The organism is Belnapia sp. (assembly GCF_059504005.1).
The window spans coordinates 19,007-37,777 of the sequence record NZ_JCACHU010000118.1; the positions used below are offsets into that span (position 1 = coordinate 19,007).

At 68.5% G+C, this 18,771-nt stretch carries 15 protein-coding genes and 1 pseudogene; 7 read left to right on the forward strand and 9 right to left on the reverse strand.

Annotated elements, in window-relative coordinates; all coding sequences use genetic code 11:
- Positions 1-26: 26 nt before the first annotated feature.
- Positions 27-2,084: a squalene--hopene cyclase gene (gene shc / locus AC5JJ1_RS15430; RefSeq protein WP_495785988.1), complete on the forward strand. Its 2,058-nt coding sequence runs from the start codon at positions 27-29 to the stop codon at positions 2,082-2,084.
- Positions 2,085-2,313: 229 nt separating this feature from the next.
- Here shc and AC5JJ1_RS15435 read toward each other — a convergent pair whose 3' ends face one another.
- The 6 genes from AC5JJ1_RS15435 to AC5JJ1_RS15460 all read right to left on the reverse strand — a co-directional run bounded on the left by AC5JJ1_RS15435 (position 2,314) and on the right by AC5JJ1_RS15460 (position 9,269).
- Positions 2,314-3,315: a class I SAM-dependent methyltransferase gene (locus AC5JJ1_RS15435; RefSeq protein ID WP_495785989.1), complete on the reverse strand. Its 1,002-nt coding sequence runs from the start codon at positions 3,313-3,315 to the stop codon at positions 2,314-2,316.
- Complete coding sequence (locus AC5JJ1_RS15440; protein ID WP_495785990.1) at positions 3,312-4,613, reverse strand: FkbM family methyltransferase; 1,302 nt, start codon at positions 4,611-4,613, stop codon at positions 3,312-3,314. The genes AC5JJ1_RS15435 and AC5JJ1_RS15440 overlap by 4 nt, the downstream gene beginning before the upstream one ends.
- Before the next feature lie 210 nt (positions 4,614-4,823).
- Positions 4,824-4,973 (reverse strand): hypothetical protein, encoded by a 150-nt coding sequence (locus AC5JJ1_RS15445; RefSeq protein WP_495785991.1) that lies wholly within the window; start codon positions 4,971-4,973, stop codon positions 4,824-4,826.
- A 272-nt stretch (positions 4,974-5,245) separates the two neighbouring features.
- Positions 5,246-7,453, reverse strand: coding sequence for a glycosyltransferase (locus AC5JJ1_RS15450; RefSeq protein WP_495785992.1), 2,208 nt, complete (start codon positions 7,451-7,453; stop codon positions 5,246-5,248).
- A gap of 5 nt (positions 7,454-7,458) precedes the next feature.
- Positions 7,459-8,130 carry a hypothetical protein gene (locus AC5JJ1_RS15455; protein WP_495785993.1) on the reverse strand — a complete coding sequence of 224 codons (672 nt, stop codon included), beginning with the start codon at positions 8,128-8,130 and terminating at the stop codon, positions 7,459-7,461.
- A gap of 251 nt (positions 8,131-8,381) precedes the next feature.
- A complete protein-coding gene (locus AC5JJ1_RS15460; protein ID WP_495785994.1) occupies positions 8,382-9,269 on the reverse strand; it encodes a TauD/TfdA dioxygenase family protein in 888 nt (295 codons plus the stop codon).
- 133 nt (positions 9,270-9,402) lie between these two features.
- Here AC5JJ1_RS15460 and AC5JJ1_RS15465 point away from each other — a divergent pair, with 133 nt between their 5' ends.
- From AC5JJ1_RS15465 to AC5JJ1_RS15490, 6 genes are all read left to right on the forward strand, one after another.
- Positions 9,403-10,419: an amino acid ABC transporter substrate-binding protein gene (locus AC5JJ1_RS15465; protein ID WP_495785995.1), complete on the forward strand. Its 1,017-nt coding sequence runs from the start codon at positions 9,403-9,405 to the stop codon at positions 10,417-10,419.
- An 88-nt stretch (positions 10,420-10,507) separates the two neighbouring features.
- A complete protein-coding gene (locus AC5JJ1_RS15470; RefSeq protein WP_495785996.1) occupies positions 10,508-12,073 on the forward strand; it encodes an ABC transporter substrate-binding protein in 1,566 nt (521 codons plus the stop codon).
- 58 nt (positions 12,074-12,131) lie between these two features.
- Entirely contained in the window at positions 12,132-13,418 is a 1,287-nt protein-coding gene (locus AC5JJ1_RS15475) for an ArgE/DapE family deacylase (protein WP_495785997.1), read from the forward strand.
- A gap of 168 nt (positions 13,419-13,586) precedes the next feature.
- Positions 13,587-13,862 carry a hypothetical protein gene (locus tag AC5JJ1_RS15480; protein ID WP_495785998.1) on the forward strand — a complete coding sequence of 92 codons (276 nt, stop codon included), beginning with the start codon at positions 13,587-13,589 and terminating at the stop codon, positions 13,860-13,862.
- 689 nt (positions 13,863-14,551) lie between these two features.
- On the forward strand, positions 14,552-15,343 hold the full coding sequence (locus AC5JJ1_RS15485) for a hypothetical protein (RefSeq protein WP_495785999.1): 792 nt from the start codon (positions 14,552-14,554) through the stop codon (positions 15,341-15,343).
- Between the two features lie 69 nt (positions 15,344-15,412).
- Positions 15,413-16,498 carry a DNA adenine methylase gene (locus tag AC5JJ1_RS15490; RefSeq protein ID WP_495786000.1) on the forward strand — a complete coding sequence of 362 codons (1,086 nt, stop codon included), beginning with the start codon at positions 15,413-15,415 and terminating at the stop codon, positions 16,496-16,498.
- A 5-nt stretch (positions 16,499-16,503) separates the two neighbouring features.
- On the opposite strand, the gene AC5JJ1_RS15495 is transcribed toward AC5JJ1_RS15490, so the two are convergent.
- From AC5JJ1_RS15495 to AC5JJ1_RS15505, 3 genes and pseudogenes are all read right to left on the reverse strand, one after another.
- Positions 16,504-17,433 (reverse strand): phospholipase D-like domain-containing protein, encoded by a 930-nt coding sequence (locus tag AC5JJ1_RS15495; RefSeq protein ID WP_495786001.1) that lies wholly within the window; start codon positions 17,431-17,433, stop codon positions 16,504-16,506.
- 215 nt (positions 17,434-17,648) lie between these two features.
- A pseudogene (locus AC5JJ1_RS15500) lies at positions 17,649-17,804 on the reverse strand (HGGxSTG domain-containing protein); the annotation flags it as partial.
- Positions 17,805-17,827: 23 nt separating this feature from the next.
- Positions 17,828-18,385: a hypothetical protein gene (locus AC5JJ1_RS15505; protein WP_495786002.1), complete on the reverse strand. Its 558-nt coding sequence runs from the start codon at positions 18,383-18,385 to the stop codon at positions 17,828-17,830.
- Between the last annotated feature and the right edge of the window lie 386 nt (positions 18,386-18,771).

Consider the following 18,771-nt stretch of genomic DNA (forward strand, 5'->3'; position numbering starts at 1 on the left):
GTCCGGCCCTTGGGGGATTGTTCGCCTTGTCCACGATTCAGGATCTCGCCGCGGCGGCGCTGCGGTCGGACCTGGCGCTGGCCGGACCGAGTGGCCCGCTGGTGCCGGGGCCGCTGGATGCCGCGATCGACAGCGCCGCGGCGCATCTTCTCGCTTGCCAGCAGGCCGACGGGCATTGGGTCTTCGAGCTGGAGGCGGATGCCACCATCCCCGCCGAGTACCTCATGCTCTGCCGCTTCTTCGGCCGCCGCGACCCGGCACGCGAGGCGCGGGTCGGCCGCTACCTCCGCCGCCTGCAGGCGCAGCAGGACGCCAATTGCGACGGCGGCTGGCCGCTCTTCCATGGCGGGCCGCTCGACATCTCCTGCTCGGTGAAGGCCTATTTCGCCCTCCGCCTGATCGGCGACCCGGCGGATGCCCCGCACATGCAGCGCGCCCGCGCCGCCATCCTCGCCGCCGGCGGGGCGGAGCGGAGCAACGTCTTCACCCGGGCGACGCTCGCGCTCTTCGGCCAGGTGCCCTGGACGGCGGTGCCGGTGATGCCGCCCGAGATCGTGCTGCTGCCCCGCTGGTTCCCCTTCCACCTCTCGAAGATCAGCTACTGGGCCCGCACCGTGCTGGTGCCGCTGACGGTGGTGATGGCGCACCGGCCGCAGCCCCTGGCGCCGCTCGGCGTCTCGCTGGCGGAGCTCTTCCGCACCCCGCCCTCGCAGGTGAAGCACTGGCCGGGCGGCGCCCATGCGGCCGAGCCCTGGCGCACCCTGTTCCGCCAGATGGACGCGGTGCTGCAGCGCGCCCACGGCCTGATCCCCGAGACGCTCCGCGCCCGCGCCGAGGCCCGGGCGGAGGCCTTCGTCACCGAGCGGCTGAACGGCGAGGACGGGCTGGGCGCCATCTACCCGGCCATGGCCAATGCCATCTGGATGTACCACTGCCTCGGCGTGCCGGAGAGCGACCCGCGCCTCGTCACCGCCTGGGCGGCGATCGAGAAGCTGGTCATGGACCGGCCCGAGCGGGACGAGACCTATGTCCAGCCCTGCCTGTCGCCGATCTGGGACACGGCGCTCGTCTCCCATGCGCTGCTGGAGGCGGGCGGGGACGAGGCCGAGGCCGCGGCCGCCCGCGGCCTCGCCTGGCTGCTCGAGCGGCAGGTGACGGATCTCGAAGGCGACTGGGTCGAAACCCGCCCCGGCATTCCGCCCGGCGGCTGGGCCTTCCAGTATGCCAACCCGCACTACCCCGATGTGGACGACACCGCCGCCGTCGTCCTCGCCCTCGACCGCGCCCGCAAGCAGTCCAGCGCGCTGCCGGGCGACGAGACCGGGGACCGCACCGACGCGGCCATCGCCCGCGCCACGGAGTGGGTGGTGGGCATGCAGTCGAGGGGCGGCGGCTGGGGCGCCTTCGATGCCGACAATACCCACCAGTACCTGAACAGCATCCCCTTCGCCGACCATGGCGCGCTGCTCGACCCGCCGACGGCGGATGTCTCCGGCCGCTGCCTCGCCATGCTGGCCCAGCTCGGCCATGCGCCGGACAGCCCGGTGATGCGCCGCGCCATCGACTACCTGCTCGGCGAGCAGGAGCCGGACGGTGCCTGGTACGGCCGCTGGGGCGTCAACTACGTCTATGGCACCTGGTCTGCGGTGACGGCCCTGAATGCCGCGGGGCTGCCGCCCTGGCATCCGGCCATGCGCAAGGCCGTCACCTGGCTGAAATCGGTGCAGAATTCGGATGGCGGCTGGGGCGAGGACGGGCTGACCTATCCCCGCCGCGGCGGCACCCGCGCCGACCCGGATCGCCGCATGGGCCCGAGCAGCGCCAGCCAGACCGCCTGGGCGCTGCTGGCGCTGATGGCGGCCGGCGCGGTGGAGGATCCCTCGGTCGATCGCGGCGCCCTCTGGCTGATGCGCAACCAGGGCCCCGACGGCGCCTGGCCGGAGGAGGACTACACGGGCACGGGCTTCCCGCGCGTCTTCTACCTCCGCTACCACGGCTATGCGCGGCTCTTCCCGCTCTGGGCCCTGGCGCGGCTGCGCAACCTGCGCCGCGGCAATTCGAAACGGGTCATTTACGGCCTGTAGGGCCCGATCATCGGCTCGGCGATCAGGCGGAAGGTCGCCTCGCGGTCGCGCGCCGCGACGTCCAGCACGTGGCGGCGCCGCCTCTCCCGCGACAGCAGATGGGCCGTCGCCGCAGCACCGCGGTGCCGCTCACTTCTGCCCCGGCTTCGCCTGCTGCCGGTCCCGACGAAGCATCGACTGGTCCCCCTGCCACCGGGCGGCCGCATGGGGGCGAAAGGTTAAGCCTTGGCTACTCCGGCTCCCGCCCGAAATGCCGTCGGCTGAAGCCGTGATAGATCGCCCGGTCGCCATGGTCGCTCGCCTTGCCGGCGAAGCGCAGCCACCAGTGCGGCGCCAGCGCGGCCAGCGCCTCCTCCACCTGATGCGCATGGTTGATCTCGATCACCAGGCGCCGGCCGAGGCCGTGCAGCCAGTCCGGCACCCCGAGATGGGTCACCATGGCGAGGTAGAGCACCACGTCGAATTCCGCCGGGCCCGGCCGATCCGCCGGCAAGCCCTCATGCAGCGCGGCGCCGCGGTAGTCGAGGTTGAAATGGCCGAGATGGTTGGAGGCGAAGGCCGCCGCCCGCGCCGTCTCCGGCCAGTCGAGGCCGAGCCCGTAGCGCGCCCCGCGCGCCGCAGCGTAGTTCAGGAACTGCCCGCCGTTGCAGCCGATGTCGATGACGGTCGCGCCGCCGAAATCGATGCCGTCCAGCCCAAGGTCGCGGACCCTCCGCTGCGAGTCGCGGATGCCCTCGCCGACGCCGAGGCCCGGTGCCGTCTGGTACTTCGACTCGCCGAACTGCGTATGTCGCAGGTAGTGCGCGCGGAGGAAGTCGGCATGCGCCTCGGTGGGATAGGAGAACTGCCAGTCAACCCAGACGCCCATGCCGTGATTGCCCGCGGTCGCCAGGTCGCCGAAGGGCGGGTGCAGCCCATGCCGGGCGCAGAACCCGGCGACGCGGCCATGCAGGTCCTCCGGCAGCAGCGGCTCCGCATCGCGGGCGAGGCTGCGCGCATCCTCGGTGAGCACGGCCGGATGCAGCGTGCCGCAGGGCCCCTCCAGCAGGAAGAGGCCGTGGATGCGCGGCGCCAGCCCCGACTGGGCGGCGAAATTCTGCGCCTTCAGCGATTGCAGCAGGCAGCCCTGACTGCGGGTGTCGAGATCGGGCTCATGCGCCAGGTTGAAGTAGCGGCCCCAGTTCACCGCATGCAGGTCGTCGCCCTGATACGGGTACTGCCAGACCTTCACGGTGAGCCCTGCCGGCGCCTGCCCGAACTAGGCGGCGACGCGGCCGAGCAGCGCCTCGTCGCGGCAGATGAAGGCCCAGGCCCGGCCTCCGCCGCGTCGATCCGCGGCTCCGCTGCTGTGGTGAAGCGCGGCAGGTCGCTGATGCGGCGGGACAGCACGAAGCCATCCGCCGAGGGCCAGGCCGAGGGGGCGCCGGGAGCATCGCCGATGGCGGCCACCGCCCGCGCCGCCTCCTGCCGCGGCACCTCCGGCGCCGGCTCGGGCAGCGGCGCGGTGCCGATGACGAGCGGCACCCGCTGCCGGCCGGGCAGGGCCAGGATGTTCCATTCCTCGCCGCTCGCGCCGTCCCAGTGCGGCGGCTCGTGCGGCGTCCCGGTCTCGTCGAGGAAGCCGTAGCCCAGCTCGTCGAGCAGCCGGTAGATGTCGCGGTAGTCGTAGCCGAGGCGACGCATCTCGCGCGGCGCCACCTCGCAATGGATCGCCGGCCGGCCCTCGCGCAGCACCCGCTCCGCGCCGTGCAGCACATGCAGCTCGTAGGACTGGACGTCCATCTTCAGGAAGTCGACGCTGGCCGGCGCGATGCCCTCCTCCTCCAGCACCGCGTCGAGCCGCTGCACCGGCACCGCCTCGCCCTCCGCCGCGCCGTCGGGCTGGATGCCGAGCGAGCCGAAATTGCCGAATCCCTCATACTGCACGGGATACATCCGCAGCCGCGCCGGCCGCGCGCCGAGCGCCAGGCGGAAGGGCAGCGCGTTGGCGCAGCCGTTCAGCGCGAGATTGGCGGCAAGCAGCTTGTGCAGCGCCGCCTGCGGCTCGAAGGCCAGCACCCGGCCGGCGGGCAGCAGCCGCGAGAGCGTCACGGCATGGTGGCCGATATGCGCCCCGGCATCGATGGCGACGCGCGCGCCCGCGGCATGGCGCTCGAACAGCCGCACCGTCGCCGGCCCCCATTCGCCATGCAGCGCGATATGGTCGGCGACGCCGGTATCGGTGCGGAGGGCGAGGAAGCGGCCGTGCTTCGCCTCGATCAGCCGGCAATCCGGCCCGAGCGGCTGGCCGAGCTCCGGGTGGAAGCTGCCCGCGCCGCTGCGTAGCCCAAGGAACCAGAGCTGCGCCGCGCGCGAATCCGGATGGCGCATGCCCGTCGCCTCGATCCGCACCGGCTGCGCCTCGCCGGGTGAATCGACCGGGATCTCGAGGATGCCGCCCTCGCCCTTAGGCGCATACAGCTCGTGGATGGCGTATTGCCCGGCATCGCGCACCAGCACCTGGCCGGACCAGTCATGCCGCGTCAGCATCAGCCGCCAGCGGCCCTGGGGCAGGGGCAGTTCCAGCCAGTCGCCCGCCGTCTCGGTGTAAAAGGTCGCCCGCCCCGTATAGGGGCTGGTTCAGGGGCGCCACCGGCCACCGGCCCGCCAGGTCATTTCGCGGAGGGCGGATGCGGCCGCTCCGGCGGCAGGGCCGATCAGCCGGCCTTCGATCATGGTCATGAGATGATGTCCGGAATGTCAGCCAGGCTCGCGCCCGATGCGGCGATGCAGGTCGAAGCCATGACGCGGATGGGCGAGCGTGTGCTCGCGGAGTGCCGCCTCGGCGGCGGCCATGGCTTCCGCCCGCTCGCGCTCGGCGGCCAGCACGGCGGCCAGCGCCTGCTCCAACGCCCGCTCGCTCTGCGCCTGCCGCCCCAGGTCGAGGCTGCCGGGGCGCTGCGAGGGGCGCCGGCCGATCGGCCCGCCACGGAACTGCTCGGCCTGCGCGCAGCGCAGCCTCGATCCCAGGCTCGAGGCTGCGGCGGCGCAGCAGCAGATGCGCCAGCATCTCGGGCCAGGAGCCGGTCAGCGCGGCCAGGCGACCCGCCTCCTCCGGCGAAGGCGGCTCCGGCTCCAGCATCGCCAGCAGCCGCTCCACGGCATCTGCATCGAGCTGCATGTCAGGCCGCCTCCCGCCGCGCGCGTGCCGCGACGGCCAAGTGTCGATAGGCTGGCTCCAGCCGGTCCACCATCGCCGCCACCGTGTAATGGGCGAGGAAACTCTCCCGCGCGCCCGCAGCGAGACGGGCGCGCAGCCCCGCATCCCCGCTGATCTCGCGCAGCGCCGCGGCGATCTCCGTGGCCGCCGCCGGTCCCTCCGGGACGAGCAGCCCGTCCACGCCATGCGTCACCACCTCCGCCAGGCCGCCGACCGCTAGCGCGACCACCGGCTTGCCGGCCGACATCGCCTCGATCGCCACCAGGCCGAAGGATTCGTAGCGGCTCGGCACCAGCACGACATCCGCGGCGCGATAGGCCGCCTCCAGCGCCGGCCGGTCCAGCACGCCGGGCCAGCGGATGCGCGGATGCTGCCGCAGCGCCCCGGCCAGCGGGGCGGGAAGGGCGGCCATCGCCGCCGCGTCATACTCGCCGCCGGCGAAGGTGAACTCCGCCTCCGGCATCGCCTCCAGCACCGCGAGCGCCGCCTCGGCGGCGAGGTCGAAGCCCTTGCGCGGCTCGAAGCGGCCGACGAAGAGGATGCAGTAGCCCTCGCCCGGTGCCGATGGCGGCGCGCCTGCCAGCAGGTCCTCCGTCCCGTGCGGGGCGAGCACCAGCCGGCTCTGGGGCAGGCTCAGACCATAGGCCGCTTCGAGGTCGGCGACGACGGCGCGCGAGTTGGCCAGCAGCAGCGGCGCCGTCGCCAGCGCCTTCGCTTCCGCGGCGATCATCTTCCGCACCATGAAATGCTCGTAGAGGGGCCGCGCCTCCCATTCCGGCTTGAAGGGCCGGGCGAGGGCGTAGCTGGTATGCAGGCTCATCGCCACGCCGATCCCGGGGTCGTGCAGGCAGGCCAGCGCCTCAAGGTCCCAGATCGGGAAGGACAGCACGTCGAGGCCGAAATTCTTCAGCGCCTCCACCTCGCGCTGCACCCGGCGGTTCCAGGCGGCGATATTGGGCGGCAGGCCGAGCTCCAGCATCAGCGGCTCGGCGCCCTCCGCCTCCGGCAGCAGCGCGTGCAGCCAGAGGCCGTCCACCAGGCGCACGCTCTCCTCCGCTGCGGCACGGGTGATGACATGCACCACATGGCCGCGCCTCAGCAGCTCGCCCGCCACCATCGCCGTCCAGCGGGCGATGCCGGCATCGTTGCCCGGCGGGAAGCCCTGGCTGACCAGGCAGATGCGCAGCCCATCGGCGGTGGCGAAGGGCCGGAAGGCCGGCGCCTCCGCCTCCGGCACGAGGTCGGCCCGCGCCCTGTCCCCCATCCGCCGCGCCAGGGCGTCGCCGTCGCGGAGGCCGAGCGCCAGGTCCTGGTCGAGCGACATCCGGTGCTCGACCCCGATCTGCCGCTGCGCCTCGAACCAGGCATTGCTGGCGGCGAGGTCGCCCCGGTAGCGCTCGACCTCGCCGGCGACACGCGCATGGTTCTGCGGCGCACCGTGGCGGTGGATGAAATAGGCCTTGCTCACCGCCGAGGGGTAGAGCGTGCGGGCGATGCGCGCCGCGTTGCGGATGCCGCTCGGCGCGAATTGGTGGAAGATGATCGCCCGCGGCTCGTAGAGGACGTGCCAGCCGGCATCGACCAGGCGCAGGCAGAGATCGGTCTCGTCCAGCAGGTAGGCATAGGCGTGGTCGAAGCCGCCGACCGCGCGCAGGGCAGCCATCCGCACGCTGCAATTCGTGCCCAGCAGGCTTGGATAGAAGGGTGAGCCGGGCCGGTTGAGCGGCCGCTCGTCGAAGAAGTCGGAGACCATGTGCGCATTGCCGAAGCGGTCGCAGACGGTCTTCCGCGCCTGCCAGCGCGTGCCGGTGTTGTCGACGGTGAAGCCGCCGACCGCGCCCACCGCCGGGTCCCGGTAGGCCGCTGCCAGCTGCTCCAGCCAGTCGGGATGCGGCACGCCGTCATCGTCGATGAAGGCGACGATCTCCCCGGCCGCTGCGGCGATGCCGATGTTCCGCGAGACGGCGAGGTTCCGATCCGGGCAATGGCGGCGCTTGATCCGCCCCTCCCAGGCTGCCAGCACGGTGGCCGTGCCATCGGCCGAGGGCCCCTCGACCACGATCACCTCGAAGCGTGGGTAGCGCAGGCCGCGCAACCCGTGCAGCGCGCTGCGCAGATGGGCCGCGCGGTCGCAGGTGTTGATGACGATGCTGATGCTGGGACGGTCCATCCGGCTCAACCCTCTTCGGCCAGCAGCAGCATAAGGTCGCGGTTGGCGGTGGCCGCCTCCGGCCGCTGTGCCAGCGTGAGCAGCATGGCCCGGCGCGTCGGCGCCCCGCGCAGCAGGGGCAGCGTATCCGCCATCAGGTCCGGGGCGCGGTGCAGCAGTAGGGCGCAGCCGAGCTCCACATCTCCCTGCCAAGGCCTCTCATCGAGGGGGTGGGCCGGGGCGAGGCGGGGCGCCGGCAGAAACGGCGCTGCATCGCCCAGCGCCGCATCACCCTGCGCCGCGACAACATGCAGGATGTGCTGGCGGAGATCCTCCCCCGCCTCGCCGAGCGCCCAGGCGGAGCGGTAGGCAACCTCCGCATCGGCGCATTTGCGCTGTTCCTTCAGCGCATGGCCATATTGCACGCGATAGCCGGGATGCAGCGGATGCAGGCCGAGGGCTCGGCAGTAGAGATGCTCGGCCTTGCCCCATTGCCGCTGATCGCGCATCGCATCCGCCTCGACGACGAGGCTGCGGAAGGCGGCATCGCGCGAGGCGGCGGCGACCGCCTCGGCCACGGCGGCGGCGCGGGACCTGGCCGGCCCGTGGCTCGGCAGCGGCGTGGCGAGGTGCGGCAGGGGGCCGGCCAGGCTGACCGGCGCGGCGTCGGGGAGGGAGTGCAGCAGGGCGGTGTTCATGCGTCCGTCTTTGGCCTTCCGCCTGGCGGATCTGGATCGTAGACGGAACAATCATATGACATACGAAATAGTTTCTAACTCGGAAAATAAGAGGTGGCGCCGCGACCTGCGCGGCGGCGCTACGGCTAGCCCGGGCGCAGGCCTTTCACATTCCGGCCCAGGGGATTGTCCCCGATTGCGGGGGTAGGCCCCGGGGCGGGGCCGGCTGGGCCCTGGAGGCTCGGGCAGGAGGACGGGTTCGGAGGTAGCGCCTAGGCGGCCTGCTCCAGCGTCGGCGCCACATCGGCGACCGTGGTGCGATGGAGGTCCCGCACCTTGGTCGAATCGTACCGCCGCGCCCGGTGCATGGTCGCCCGGTTGTCCCACATCACCAGGTCATGCGGCCGCCAGACATGGGCGTGGACGAATTCCCGCTGCGTCGCATGCTCGTTGAGGTCGCGCAGCAGGGCCCGCGCCTCCGGCACCGGCCAGCCCTGGATCGCCCCGGCATGGGCGGAAAGGAAGAGCGAGAGCCGCCCCGTCCTCGGATGCCGCCGCACCAGCCGCTGCGGCACCGGTCGCCACTTCTCCAGCTCCTCCGGCGTGAAGTCGGTGAAGCCGAGCACTCCGCGGGAGTAGATCTGGCTGTGCTCGCAGACGAGGTCGCGGACCATCACCTTGGTTTCGGCGTCGAGCGCATCCCAGGCCGCCCGCATGTCGGCGAATTCCGTGTTGCCGCCGCCGCCCGGGATCACGCGGGCCGAGAGCAGGGAATACTTGGCCGGCGTCGGCTTGAAGCTGCTGTCGCTGTGCCAGAGCATGTTGCCGAGGCCGAACAGCCGCTTGCGGTTGTCCCGCGCCATCACGCTTCCGTCGCGCTCGAGGTTGGAGATGTCGTTGATCTCCATCGAGAGCCGCCGCGCCTGGCCCTGGGCCAGGTCGCCCGTCGCCAGCTCCAGCTCGCCGAAATGCCGACTGAAGGCGATCTGCTGCTGATCGTCGATCGGCTGGTCGCGGAAGACCAGCACGGCGAAGCGGTCCATCCCCTCCTCGATCGCCGCGGCCTCGGCGGCGCCGATCGGCTGGCGGAGGTCGATGCCGGAGACCTCGCCGACGAAGTCGGGGCGGGCCGGGTTGGCGGGACGGATGGTGAGGCTCATGGCGGCTTCTCCCTCGATCCGGGGGCTTCGGCCCCGTTGCCGCCAAGACTAGGGCAAACCGAGGGCTCAGGGAATTGCTTGCGCTGCCCGCCATCCCCCGGCGAAGCTTCGCCTGCCGCAACGGGGGATGAGCATGATGCGTACGCTGCTTCTCGGTCTCTGCCTCGGCCTCGCCGCCTTGAGCCCGGCCAGGGCCCAGCCCAGCGCCGACACGCTGGCCGCCATCAAGGCGCGCGGCTTCGTGACCTGCGGCGTCTCGGTCAATGCCATCGGCTTCGCCATGCCGGATGCGCGCGGGACCTTCCGCGGCCTGGACGTCGATGCCTGCCGCTCCGTCGCCGCCGCCATCTTGGGCGATGCCGGCAAGGTCCGCTTCGTGCCCACGACCACGCAGGTGCGCTTCACCGCCCTGCAGTCGGGCGAGGTCGACCTCCTCGTCCGCAACACCACCTGGAGCCTCGGCCGCGAGGCGCAGCTCGGCCTCGCCTTCGCCAGCATCAATTTCTACGACGGCCAGGGCTTCATGGTGAAGCAGTCCTCGGGCGTCAGCTCCGCCCGGCAGCTCGACGGCGCCACCATCTGCGTCCAGCCCGGCACGACGACGGAGCTGAACCTGGCCGACTGGTTCCGCACCCACAACATGCGCTTCACCCCGGTCATCATCGAGCAGGTGGAGGAGATCCGCGCCGCCTTCGTCAACGGCCGGTGCGACGCCTATACCAACGACGCCTCCTCCCTCGCCTCCTTCCGCGCCAGCCAGGGCGCGGCCGGCGAGCAGTTCGTCATGCTGCCCGAGATCATCTCGAAGGAGCCGCTGGGCGCCGTGGTGCGCAAGGGCGACTGGCGCTTCTTCGACATCGTCCGCTGGTCCCACTTCGCCATGGTCTCGGCCGAGGAGCTCGGCATCACCAGCCAGAACATCGACAGCTTCATGGGGAGCCCGAACCCCGACGTGCAGCGCCTGCTCGGCCGCAGCGGGGAGTTCGGCAAGGCCATGGGCCTCGACAACGACTGGGCGGTGAGGATCATCCGCCAGGTCGGCAATCTCGGCGAGGTGTGGGAGCGCAACATCACCCCGCTCGGCATCCCGCGCGGCATCAACGGGCTCTGGACCCAGGGCGGGCTGCAATACGCGCCGCCCATTCGTTGAAAGGGCGGAGTTTGCTTGACGCGGGCCTCGCCCGCGACGGAGGCTTGCCCGCGGAGCCGGCAGCAGACCGGCGCGACGGGAGGCTTCCATGCACCACGGCATCGTGGCGGCGGCGCTGGCGCTCTGCCTCGCCGCGCCCGCGGCGGCGCAACGCAGTCTGGTGATCGCGGCGCAGACGCCGCCCAGCGCGCTCGATCCGCATTTCCACAACACCACCAACAACAACATGGTGCTGCGGCAGATCTACGAGCCGCTCTTCGAGCTCGACAACCAGGCCCGGCCGCAGCCGCGCCTGGCCGAGAGCCTCCGCCTGATCGATCCGCTGACCTGGGAGGTGAAGCTCCGGGCCGGCGTCCGCTTCCATGACGGTACGCCCTTCGAAGCAGAGGACATCGCCTACACCTTCGCCCGCGTCCCCACCGTGCCGAACAGCCCGGCCCTCTTCACCCCGGCCGTCAGGACCATCAGCGCGGTCGAGATCAAGGACCCGGAGACCGTCATCCTCCACACGCGGGAGCCGAATCCGCTGATGCAGATCGACCTGGCGGCGCCGGCCATCCTCTCCCGCAAGGTCCATGGCCCGAGCCCGGCCACCTCCGACTTCAACACCGGGCGGCTGGCCATCGGCACCGGCCCCTACCGCTACGCCAGCTACCTGCCGAACGAGCGGCTCGAGGTGACGCGCAACGCCGACTACTGGGGCCCCGCCGAGCCCTGGGACCGCGTGACCTTCCGCTACATCCCGCAGGGCGGCTCCCGCATGGCGGCGCTGCTGACCGGCGAGGCGGACCTGATCGACTACGTCCCCATGCAGGACCTGCCGCGGCTCGAGCGCGACCCGCGCTTTGCCCTCTTCAGCGTCGACAGCGTGACCTTCGTCTACCTCGCCCCGGATGCGATGCGGGAGACGACGCCCCATGCCTTCGACCGCCAGGGCAAGCCGCTGCCGCGCAACCCGCTCGCCGACCGGCGGGTGCGGGAGGCGCTCTCCCTCGCCATCCCGCGCGAGGCGATCGCGGAGCGGCTCTATCACGGCCAGGCCCGCGCCGCGGACCAGTTCGCCGCCCCGATCGCCGCGCACCGCCTGCCCAACCTGCCGCCCTTGCCCCACGAGCCGGCCCGCGCCCGCGCCCTGCTGGCCGAGGCCGGCTACCCCGGGGGCTTCCGCCTGACGATCCACGGGCCCAACGGCTTCTTCCCCGGGGATGACGGGCTGCTGCAGGCCATCGCCCAGTCCTTCACCCGCATCGGCGTCGAGACCTCGGTCGAGACGCTGCCGCCGGCGACGCTCTTCACCCGCGCCACCAACCGCGAATTCTCGCTCTTCATGACCTATTTCAGCAGCTACCTGACCATCAACCCGATGCGCCAGGTGGTGATGACGCGGAACCCGGAGCTCGGCCACGGCCCCTTCAACCGCCAGCGCTACTCGAACCCGGCCATGGACGCGCCGCTCGCCGAGGCGCTGACCACCATGGACCCGGAGCGGCGCGAGATTCTGACGCAGCAGGCGGCGCAGGCCCTGCTCGACGACAAGGGCGTGCTGCCGATCATCTTCCTCCGCAATGTCTGGGCCGGGCGGCGCGACAAGGTGATTTACGACCCGAGCCCGGTGAACCACACGGCGGCGCAACACGCCAGGCCCGTGCAGTAGCGCACCCGCGCGACCCGGCGCATGCTGCGGCATCGCCCCTGCCGCGGAGACGCCCCGCATGCCCGATGCCGCCCTGCTCGCCCGCCTCGCCGCCGCGGTGGATGCGAATTTCGAGCGCGAGACCGCCTTCCTCGCCGATCTCGTCCGCTTCCCTTCCACCCGCGGCAATGAGGCGCCGCTGCAGGACTGGATGGCCCGCCAGCTCGCCGCCCGCGGCTATGCGGTGGACCGCTTCACCCTCGCCGACGTCCCGCTCGCCAGCCACCCGAAGGCGAGCCCGATGGTGGAGGCCGATCCCGCCCGCTCCGTCCAGGTCGTCGCCACCCACCGGGCCGAGAAGCCGACCGGCCGCAGCCTGATCCTGCAGGGCCATATCGACGTGGTGCCGGAGGGCCCGGCCGAGATGTGGACCTACCCGCCCTACAGCGCCACCATCCGGGATGGCTGGATGTATGGCCGCGGCGCGCATGACATGAAGTCGGGCGTCGCCGCCATGGTCTTCGCCATGGACGCGCTGAAGGCGGCCGGGCTCGAGCCGGCGGCCGATGTCCACCTCCAGACCGTCACCGAGGAGGAGAGCACCGGCAACGGGGCGCTGGCCACCCTGCTGCGCGGCTACCGCGCCGAGGCCGCGCTGGTGCCGGAGCCGACTGGCGGCACCATCACCCGCGCCCATACCGGCACGCTCTGGTTCCGCATCAAGGTCCGCGGCATCCCGGTCCATGTCGCGGTGGCGCAGAGCGGCAGCAACGCCATCCTCTCTGCCTATCACCTGATCCAGGCGCTCCAGGCCCATACCGCCACGCTGAACGAGGCCGCGCGCCACCACGAATGGTACAACGGCATCGAGAGCCCGCTGAAGTTCAACCCGGGCATCATCCGCGGCGGCGACTGGGCCAGCTCCACCCCCGCCTGGTGCGAGGTCGACTGCCGCATCGGCCTTCTCCCCGATGCGGATGTCGCCGAGGTCCAGCGCGGCGTCGAGCTCTGCATCGCGGAAGCCGCCCGCGGCGACCACTTCCTTGCCAACAACCCGCCCTCGGTCGAGTGGCACGGCTTCCTCGCCGACGGCTATGTCCTGCAGCCCGGCAGCGAGGCGGAGGCGATGCTGGCCGCCGCCCATGCCCAGGTCTTCGGCGCCGAGATGCCGGCGCGCATCACCACGGCGGTGAACGACACCCGCTTCTACGGCCTCTATTTCGGCATCCCGGGCCTCTGCTACGGGCCGAAGGGGGAGGGGGCGCATGCCTTCGACGAACGCACCGACCTCGATCACCTGAGGCAGACGACGCTCGCCATTGCCGCCTTCATCGCCGACTGGTGCGGGGCGCGGCCGATGCAGTGAGGCGGTGCGGCCATCACGGGGCCGCTCGATAGCGCGGGCGAAGAATTTAAGGGCTTCGAAGCCCTGTGGCCTTTGGCCCGGAGGGCCGTGCCGCTTCCCGCAGCCCCCTTGCGCCGCATCGCCCCTTCAGCCCACAAGGCCGCGCCGATCAAGAGGGAAGGGGGGGCGATGATACGAACGTGGACGCTGCTCGGCCTGCTGATCACGGTGCCGGCCGCCGCCCAGCCGCAACCACGGCCTGCCCCGTTGCAGAACGGCCAGCCGCCGCTCTCCGTGGAGCCGGGCGATTTCTGGGCCGATGTCCGCTCCTGGGATGAGCAAACCCGCCGTCGCCTCGGCCGCAATGCCGCTCCCGCCACGCCGGGCCGCGGCGAGGCGGCGGCCCCGGCCACGCCCCCGCCTGCCACGCGGCCGCGCCGGCCGGCCCAGCGGCAGGGTCCCTGAGGCAGCGCGGCCGGACACCGCTCGAGCACTCCGCCGGACTGGTGCGGGCGCCGATCGGAGGCGATGATCCGATCGAGGCGGTTGGCTCGATCAGACAACAGGCTGCAGCGCGTTCCGGGAGCCAGGTCGAAAGGACCTCGCTCCAGGGCTGCGGACGCATGGACTTGGGGATGCGCTGCCGCCAGACCCGCTCCTAGACGACATGTTCGCCCCTACCCGGCGCTTCCGCTGGAGGATCCTCCAGGTCGGAGCGGATGCGGCCTCAGGACACCAGGCGCTGAAGATTGGCGGTCCGCCGGGAGATCGGCATGCCGCAGGTATCGCCGGTCGAAGGCATGGCGGAGAGGGTGTCCGCCTGAACTTACCGCGCCTGAGGGAATTTGGTAGCTTCCACAAGGTTGTTCCCACATCTGGCCCCACACTGCAAGCCAGCTACCCCGAATGGCGGTGCTGACGCTCCTCTTCCGCTCCCGGTGCGCCAGCCGAAGGCCAAGCAGTCAGGCACTGAATAGAGCGAGTCAGGCTGGCTCGGGCACCCGCTAGGGCGGCAGTGTCAGTCGGCAGTCTGTCTTTAAGGACAACGACTAAATATTACACTTTGCGTACCCAGCCGATAAGCCGCTAAAAGAGAAGGGTGTGTTCCGCTTGCTCGTCTCTCCGCACTCAACCCGCCGCCGGGTCATTCACTGATGGCTGTTTTGAAAGCGTACCTTGATGACAGCGGGGACGAGACGGATACGGCTCAGCACAAAGCCATTGCCTTGGCTGGGTATATCGCGCCGGTCAGCGGGTGGGAGGTTTTCGAGCCGCAATGGAAGCAGGTTCTTGACCGCGAAGGCGTCTCCGAACTGCACATGACGGACTTTGCCAATTTCAGGGGCGAGTTTGCTTCGTGGAAAGGCAACGAACCGCGCCGGCAAGCATTCTTGGGCGATCTTTGCCAAGTTATCGGAGAGGCGGGCCTGTACGGCATCGGGGCGGTGGTGCGGCTGGACGACCTCGCCCAGTTCAACGCCGAGACCGGGGCGGGGCTGGAGCCGATGCCGCTGGCAATCTACTGGTGTATGAACGCGATCTACATGCACAACCCTGATCAGTTGGTCGAGCTTCGCATCGACCGTATGAAACGGTGCCGCTCGAAGGTGGAGATCGCTATCGAGTATGCGGGCAGCTTTTATGCGGATGATGTGAGCCAAACGATTAAGGTGACGTGCGACAGCGCTTCTGGTGCAAGGCACGTTCTGCCGCTGCAAGCTGCCGATTTCGCGGCATACGAAGCACTCAAGTTTGAGCGGATGCCTCGTATTGTTGCACAAGATGGTGGACCGAAGCGCCGTCGTTCGTTTGACGCCTTGCTCAACGCAGCACCGCTCTGCGGCTTGCTGATCGACTACACATTCCTTCGAACCCTGCATGATCTCCGCTTGGGCGTATGGAGAGGGGCTCCACCGCCTCACCCACGCTTCCCTGTGAAGGGTTAGCGTGCGTCAGGTGCAGCTTGGCTGTGTTGCAAAGGAACGTATAGACTCTGTAGTCGAGTCTCTAGGGGTGTGGTTTTGATTAAATACATTGGTTCGAAACGAGCCCTTTTGACTCACATCACGGGTGTGATCGACGGGCTATTGCCTCAAGGTGGGCTGGCTGTTGATCTGTTTTCTGGCACTTCGCGGGTGGGCCATGCGCTTAAGTCGATGGGACACCGCGTTTGGGCTAACGACCAGAACGCTTATGCGCATACTCTTGCGACCTGCTACGTGCAGGCCGACAGAGAAATTTGGGAAGCCGGCGCCAGGAAGATAATAAAGGAACTAAGTGCGTTGCCGGGTAAGCTTGGCTATTTTACGGAAACGTTCTGCGAAAAATCGCGCTATTTTCAGCCAAAGAATGGTGCGCGCATTGATGCTATGCGCGATCGGATCGAAGAGATGGGGCTTGAGCCCGATCTCAAAGCAATCGTCTTAGTTTCGCTGATGGAGGCCGCCGATAGGGTGGACTCTACTACCGGCGTGCAGATGGCCTATCTTAAGCAATGGGCGGCTCGCGCGTACAATGATATTGAACTCAGGATGCCAGCGGTCCTTCCGAGCGTTGGTGGCGAATGCCGAGCCACCAAGGCGGACGCTGAAGAGATCTCTGCACATATCAAGGCTGACGTCGTTTACCTCGACCCCCCTTACAACCAGCACTCCTACTTGGGAAATTACCACATTTGGGAAAGCTTAGTTTTATGGGATAAGCCGGCGGTATATGGGATTGCTTGCAAAAGAGAGGATTGCAGAACGCGGAAAAGTGCTTTCAACGGCAAGCGAGCGATCTTTGAGGCGATGCGAAAGGTATTAGATAATCTTGAAGCAAAGTCGTTGGTCGTCTCGTTCAACAATGAGGCATATATTTCTCGCGCACAAATGGAGGCTTTGCTACTCGGGCGCGGCGAGCTAACGGTGCTAGAGATTATTCATGACCGATATGTGGGGGCTAAAATCGGAATATATAATCCCTCTGGCGAGAAAGTGGGCCAGGTTGGGCATCTGAAAAATACAGAGTACCTTTATATTGTTAACTGCAAAAGGGATGGGGCGCGTGTGAAGACTAATATGTCGCTGCCAACAGAACTTGTAGGATTAGAGTGCCCCTGAAATATTTATTGATTTTCTTCAGCCAACATCCGGCGTCCAAGGTCAGTTATTCTGTAACCTTCGCCAACTCCTTCAAGATAACCGTTCACTATGAAGTTTCTGCTTCCTGGCCCCGGCTTGTTCGAGTTGCTCTTGATGTTGCGGAGTATTTGAACCCAACGAGGGTCATTTTGGTTTTTGTATGGTTGAAAATCTAAGGCAGTAAGCGGCACCATTTTTGGCAGTAGGTCGCGTGCTAAATCCAAACTGCAAACGCTATCCGGCTGTGCCGCTGCGATGCGAGTGACTGCTAAGGCAATGACAGCTTCAGATGTGTTCTTGCCACTGATATCGTGGCTGACCGTTGCTGCTGGAGCGGGCTCGTTAGGTGCATTGCCGCGGTCTTCGACGACCTTCCGCTGTACCTTTGCTATTTTATAGCTGGCGGAATACTCTTGTAGCTCCTGCTTCGAAGGCTGGTGGCCCAATGCCCAGAGAGACTGAAACATAGCCTGCATTTCGGAAACTTCAGCGGCACTTTCCGAATGCAACAGCACTGTGCCTTCCGCATTCTCATGCAGGCCACGTTCGGTAAGATTTCCAGAGCTGACGACGAGCATCGCTTGATCGGTTTGGCTAGATCGCCTGAATAGATAAACTTTGGGGTGAAAGCGCCGGACTGGAGATAGTCTTGCAACTCGGACTTTAGCTCCGGGCAATTCCTTAAGTTCGTCGATTGCTTCTGGCTGAGTTATGGCATCATCTAAGCCGATAATCCAACGAGACCGGACAGGTGCTGCCCCTAAAATTCTAAGGAAAGCCCTTATGCCCTGTGAGGTAGCATAAGCCGCTGCGACATCGACATGGTCAAACGGTTCATGTCGAACGTGCGCCTTGATCGCCGCTGCTGTCGAAAGACGCGGCTTGCCCCCTTGAGCTAAAATTTCGTAACGCACAATCGGTAGCGTCCTTCTAGTCCTTATCCATGCGAAACATATCTAATTTTGCATCCCGTCTACAAGGTCTAACGCATCCTATCGGCTCATCCGCCCTGCTCCCGCCGCGTAGCCCGCAGCATCTCCGTCACCCAGCGCCGGAATGCAACCGCCTCGGCCGTGTAGTGCCCGTGCTTGGTTTTGGCGACTCGCATCCGGGCCAAGCCTTCGACCGTCCGCGGCCCGGTGCTGGCGCCACCGTGCATCCGACAACGCCCGTTCAGCATGGCCGGCCCCTGGCACGTGCCGCCGCCGCGCGTCCTGGCGCAGCACCGGGCGGCGCTGTCCGGGTGGCCGGCGGGGTTTCCGTTCCGCAGCGGTCCGCGGCGCATGAGGTCGTCCCCGCGGTCTCGCGTCACTCCCCACCCCCCGGGGTGGCCGGCGCGACTGAGGTCACGGCACCCACAATAGCCTGCCCACCGGGTTGCACCGTCACGTGCTCCACCCGCACCGTTTGCTGCTCTTTGCCTCGGCGCCGGTCCAAGGCCGCGCACGTCTCGGCCATGGCGCGCGCGCAGTTGACCGCGTCGCGTCGCAGCTTGGACGCGAACTCGCCTGGCTGGTCCGGGATCATGGCCCGTCGCAGGCACTCCATCGTGGCGGCGTGCAGCCCCACCGCCTGCGCCGCTAGCATTCCTTCCACCTCGTCCTGCGGTGCGAAACCCTTGAGTGCCACGGCCACCATGGTGAGCTTGTCGGAACGCGCCTCGGGCGCTTCATCCCGGTGGTGCCAGAGCGTGCGTGCGGCCGTGTTCACGAGCACGTTGTTAAAGCGGTCATTGCGGGACCCACCGAGACTACGGAGCGTGCCCGCCCACTGGTCGGGCGTCCTCATGTCTACGATGTCCGATGCCGGCGTGGGTGTTGGCACGGTGCTCTTGCTGGTGGGCACGGCGCGGCTCTCCTTTGTCATGGGTCCAGCCTCATCACGTTGTGTGGCAGGTGGGGGACGGGTGACAGATCTCGCAGCAGGGCGTGCCGTCAGGGTGCCGCCACCACCGATGGCCCGCGCATGTGCGGCAGGCGTCAGGCTGCTGCCGGGCGAGGGCGAAGGCCGCGCCGCGTTCGGGACCGAAGGGCAGACAACGCCAAGCCAGCGGTGGGTTCCTGGGTTCCGAGACGGGCTGCACGCCCCTGCTAAGGCTAATTCTGCTAAAGTCGCGAAACCCCTGGTCGGGTGTCGATTCCGGCCCCCTCGGGTCCGAGCGCAAGCCGCTAGGATCGCCAAACTCGACCGGAGCGGGGCAGGCGCCAAGCGGGGCCTCGGCCACCTCGCCGAGCATGGCAAGGAAGGCGAAG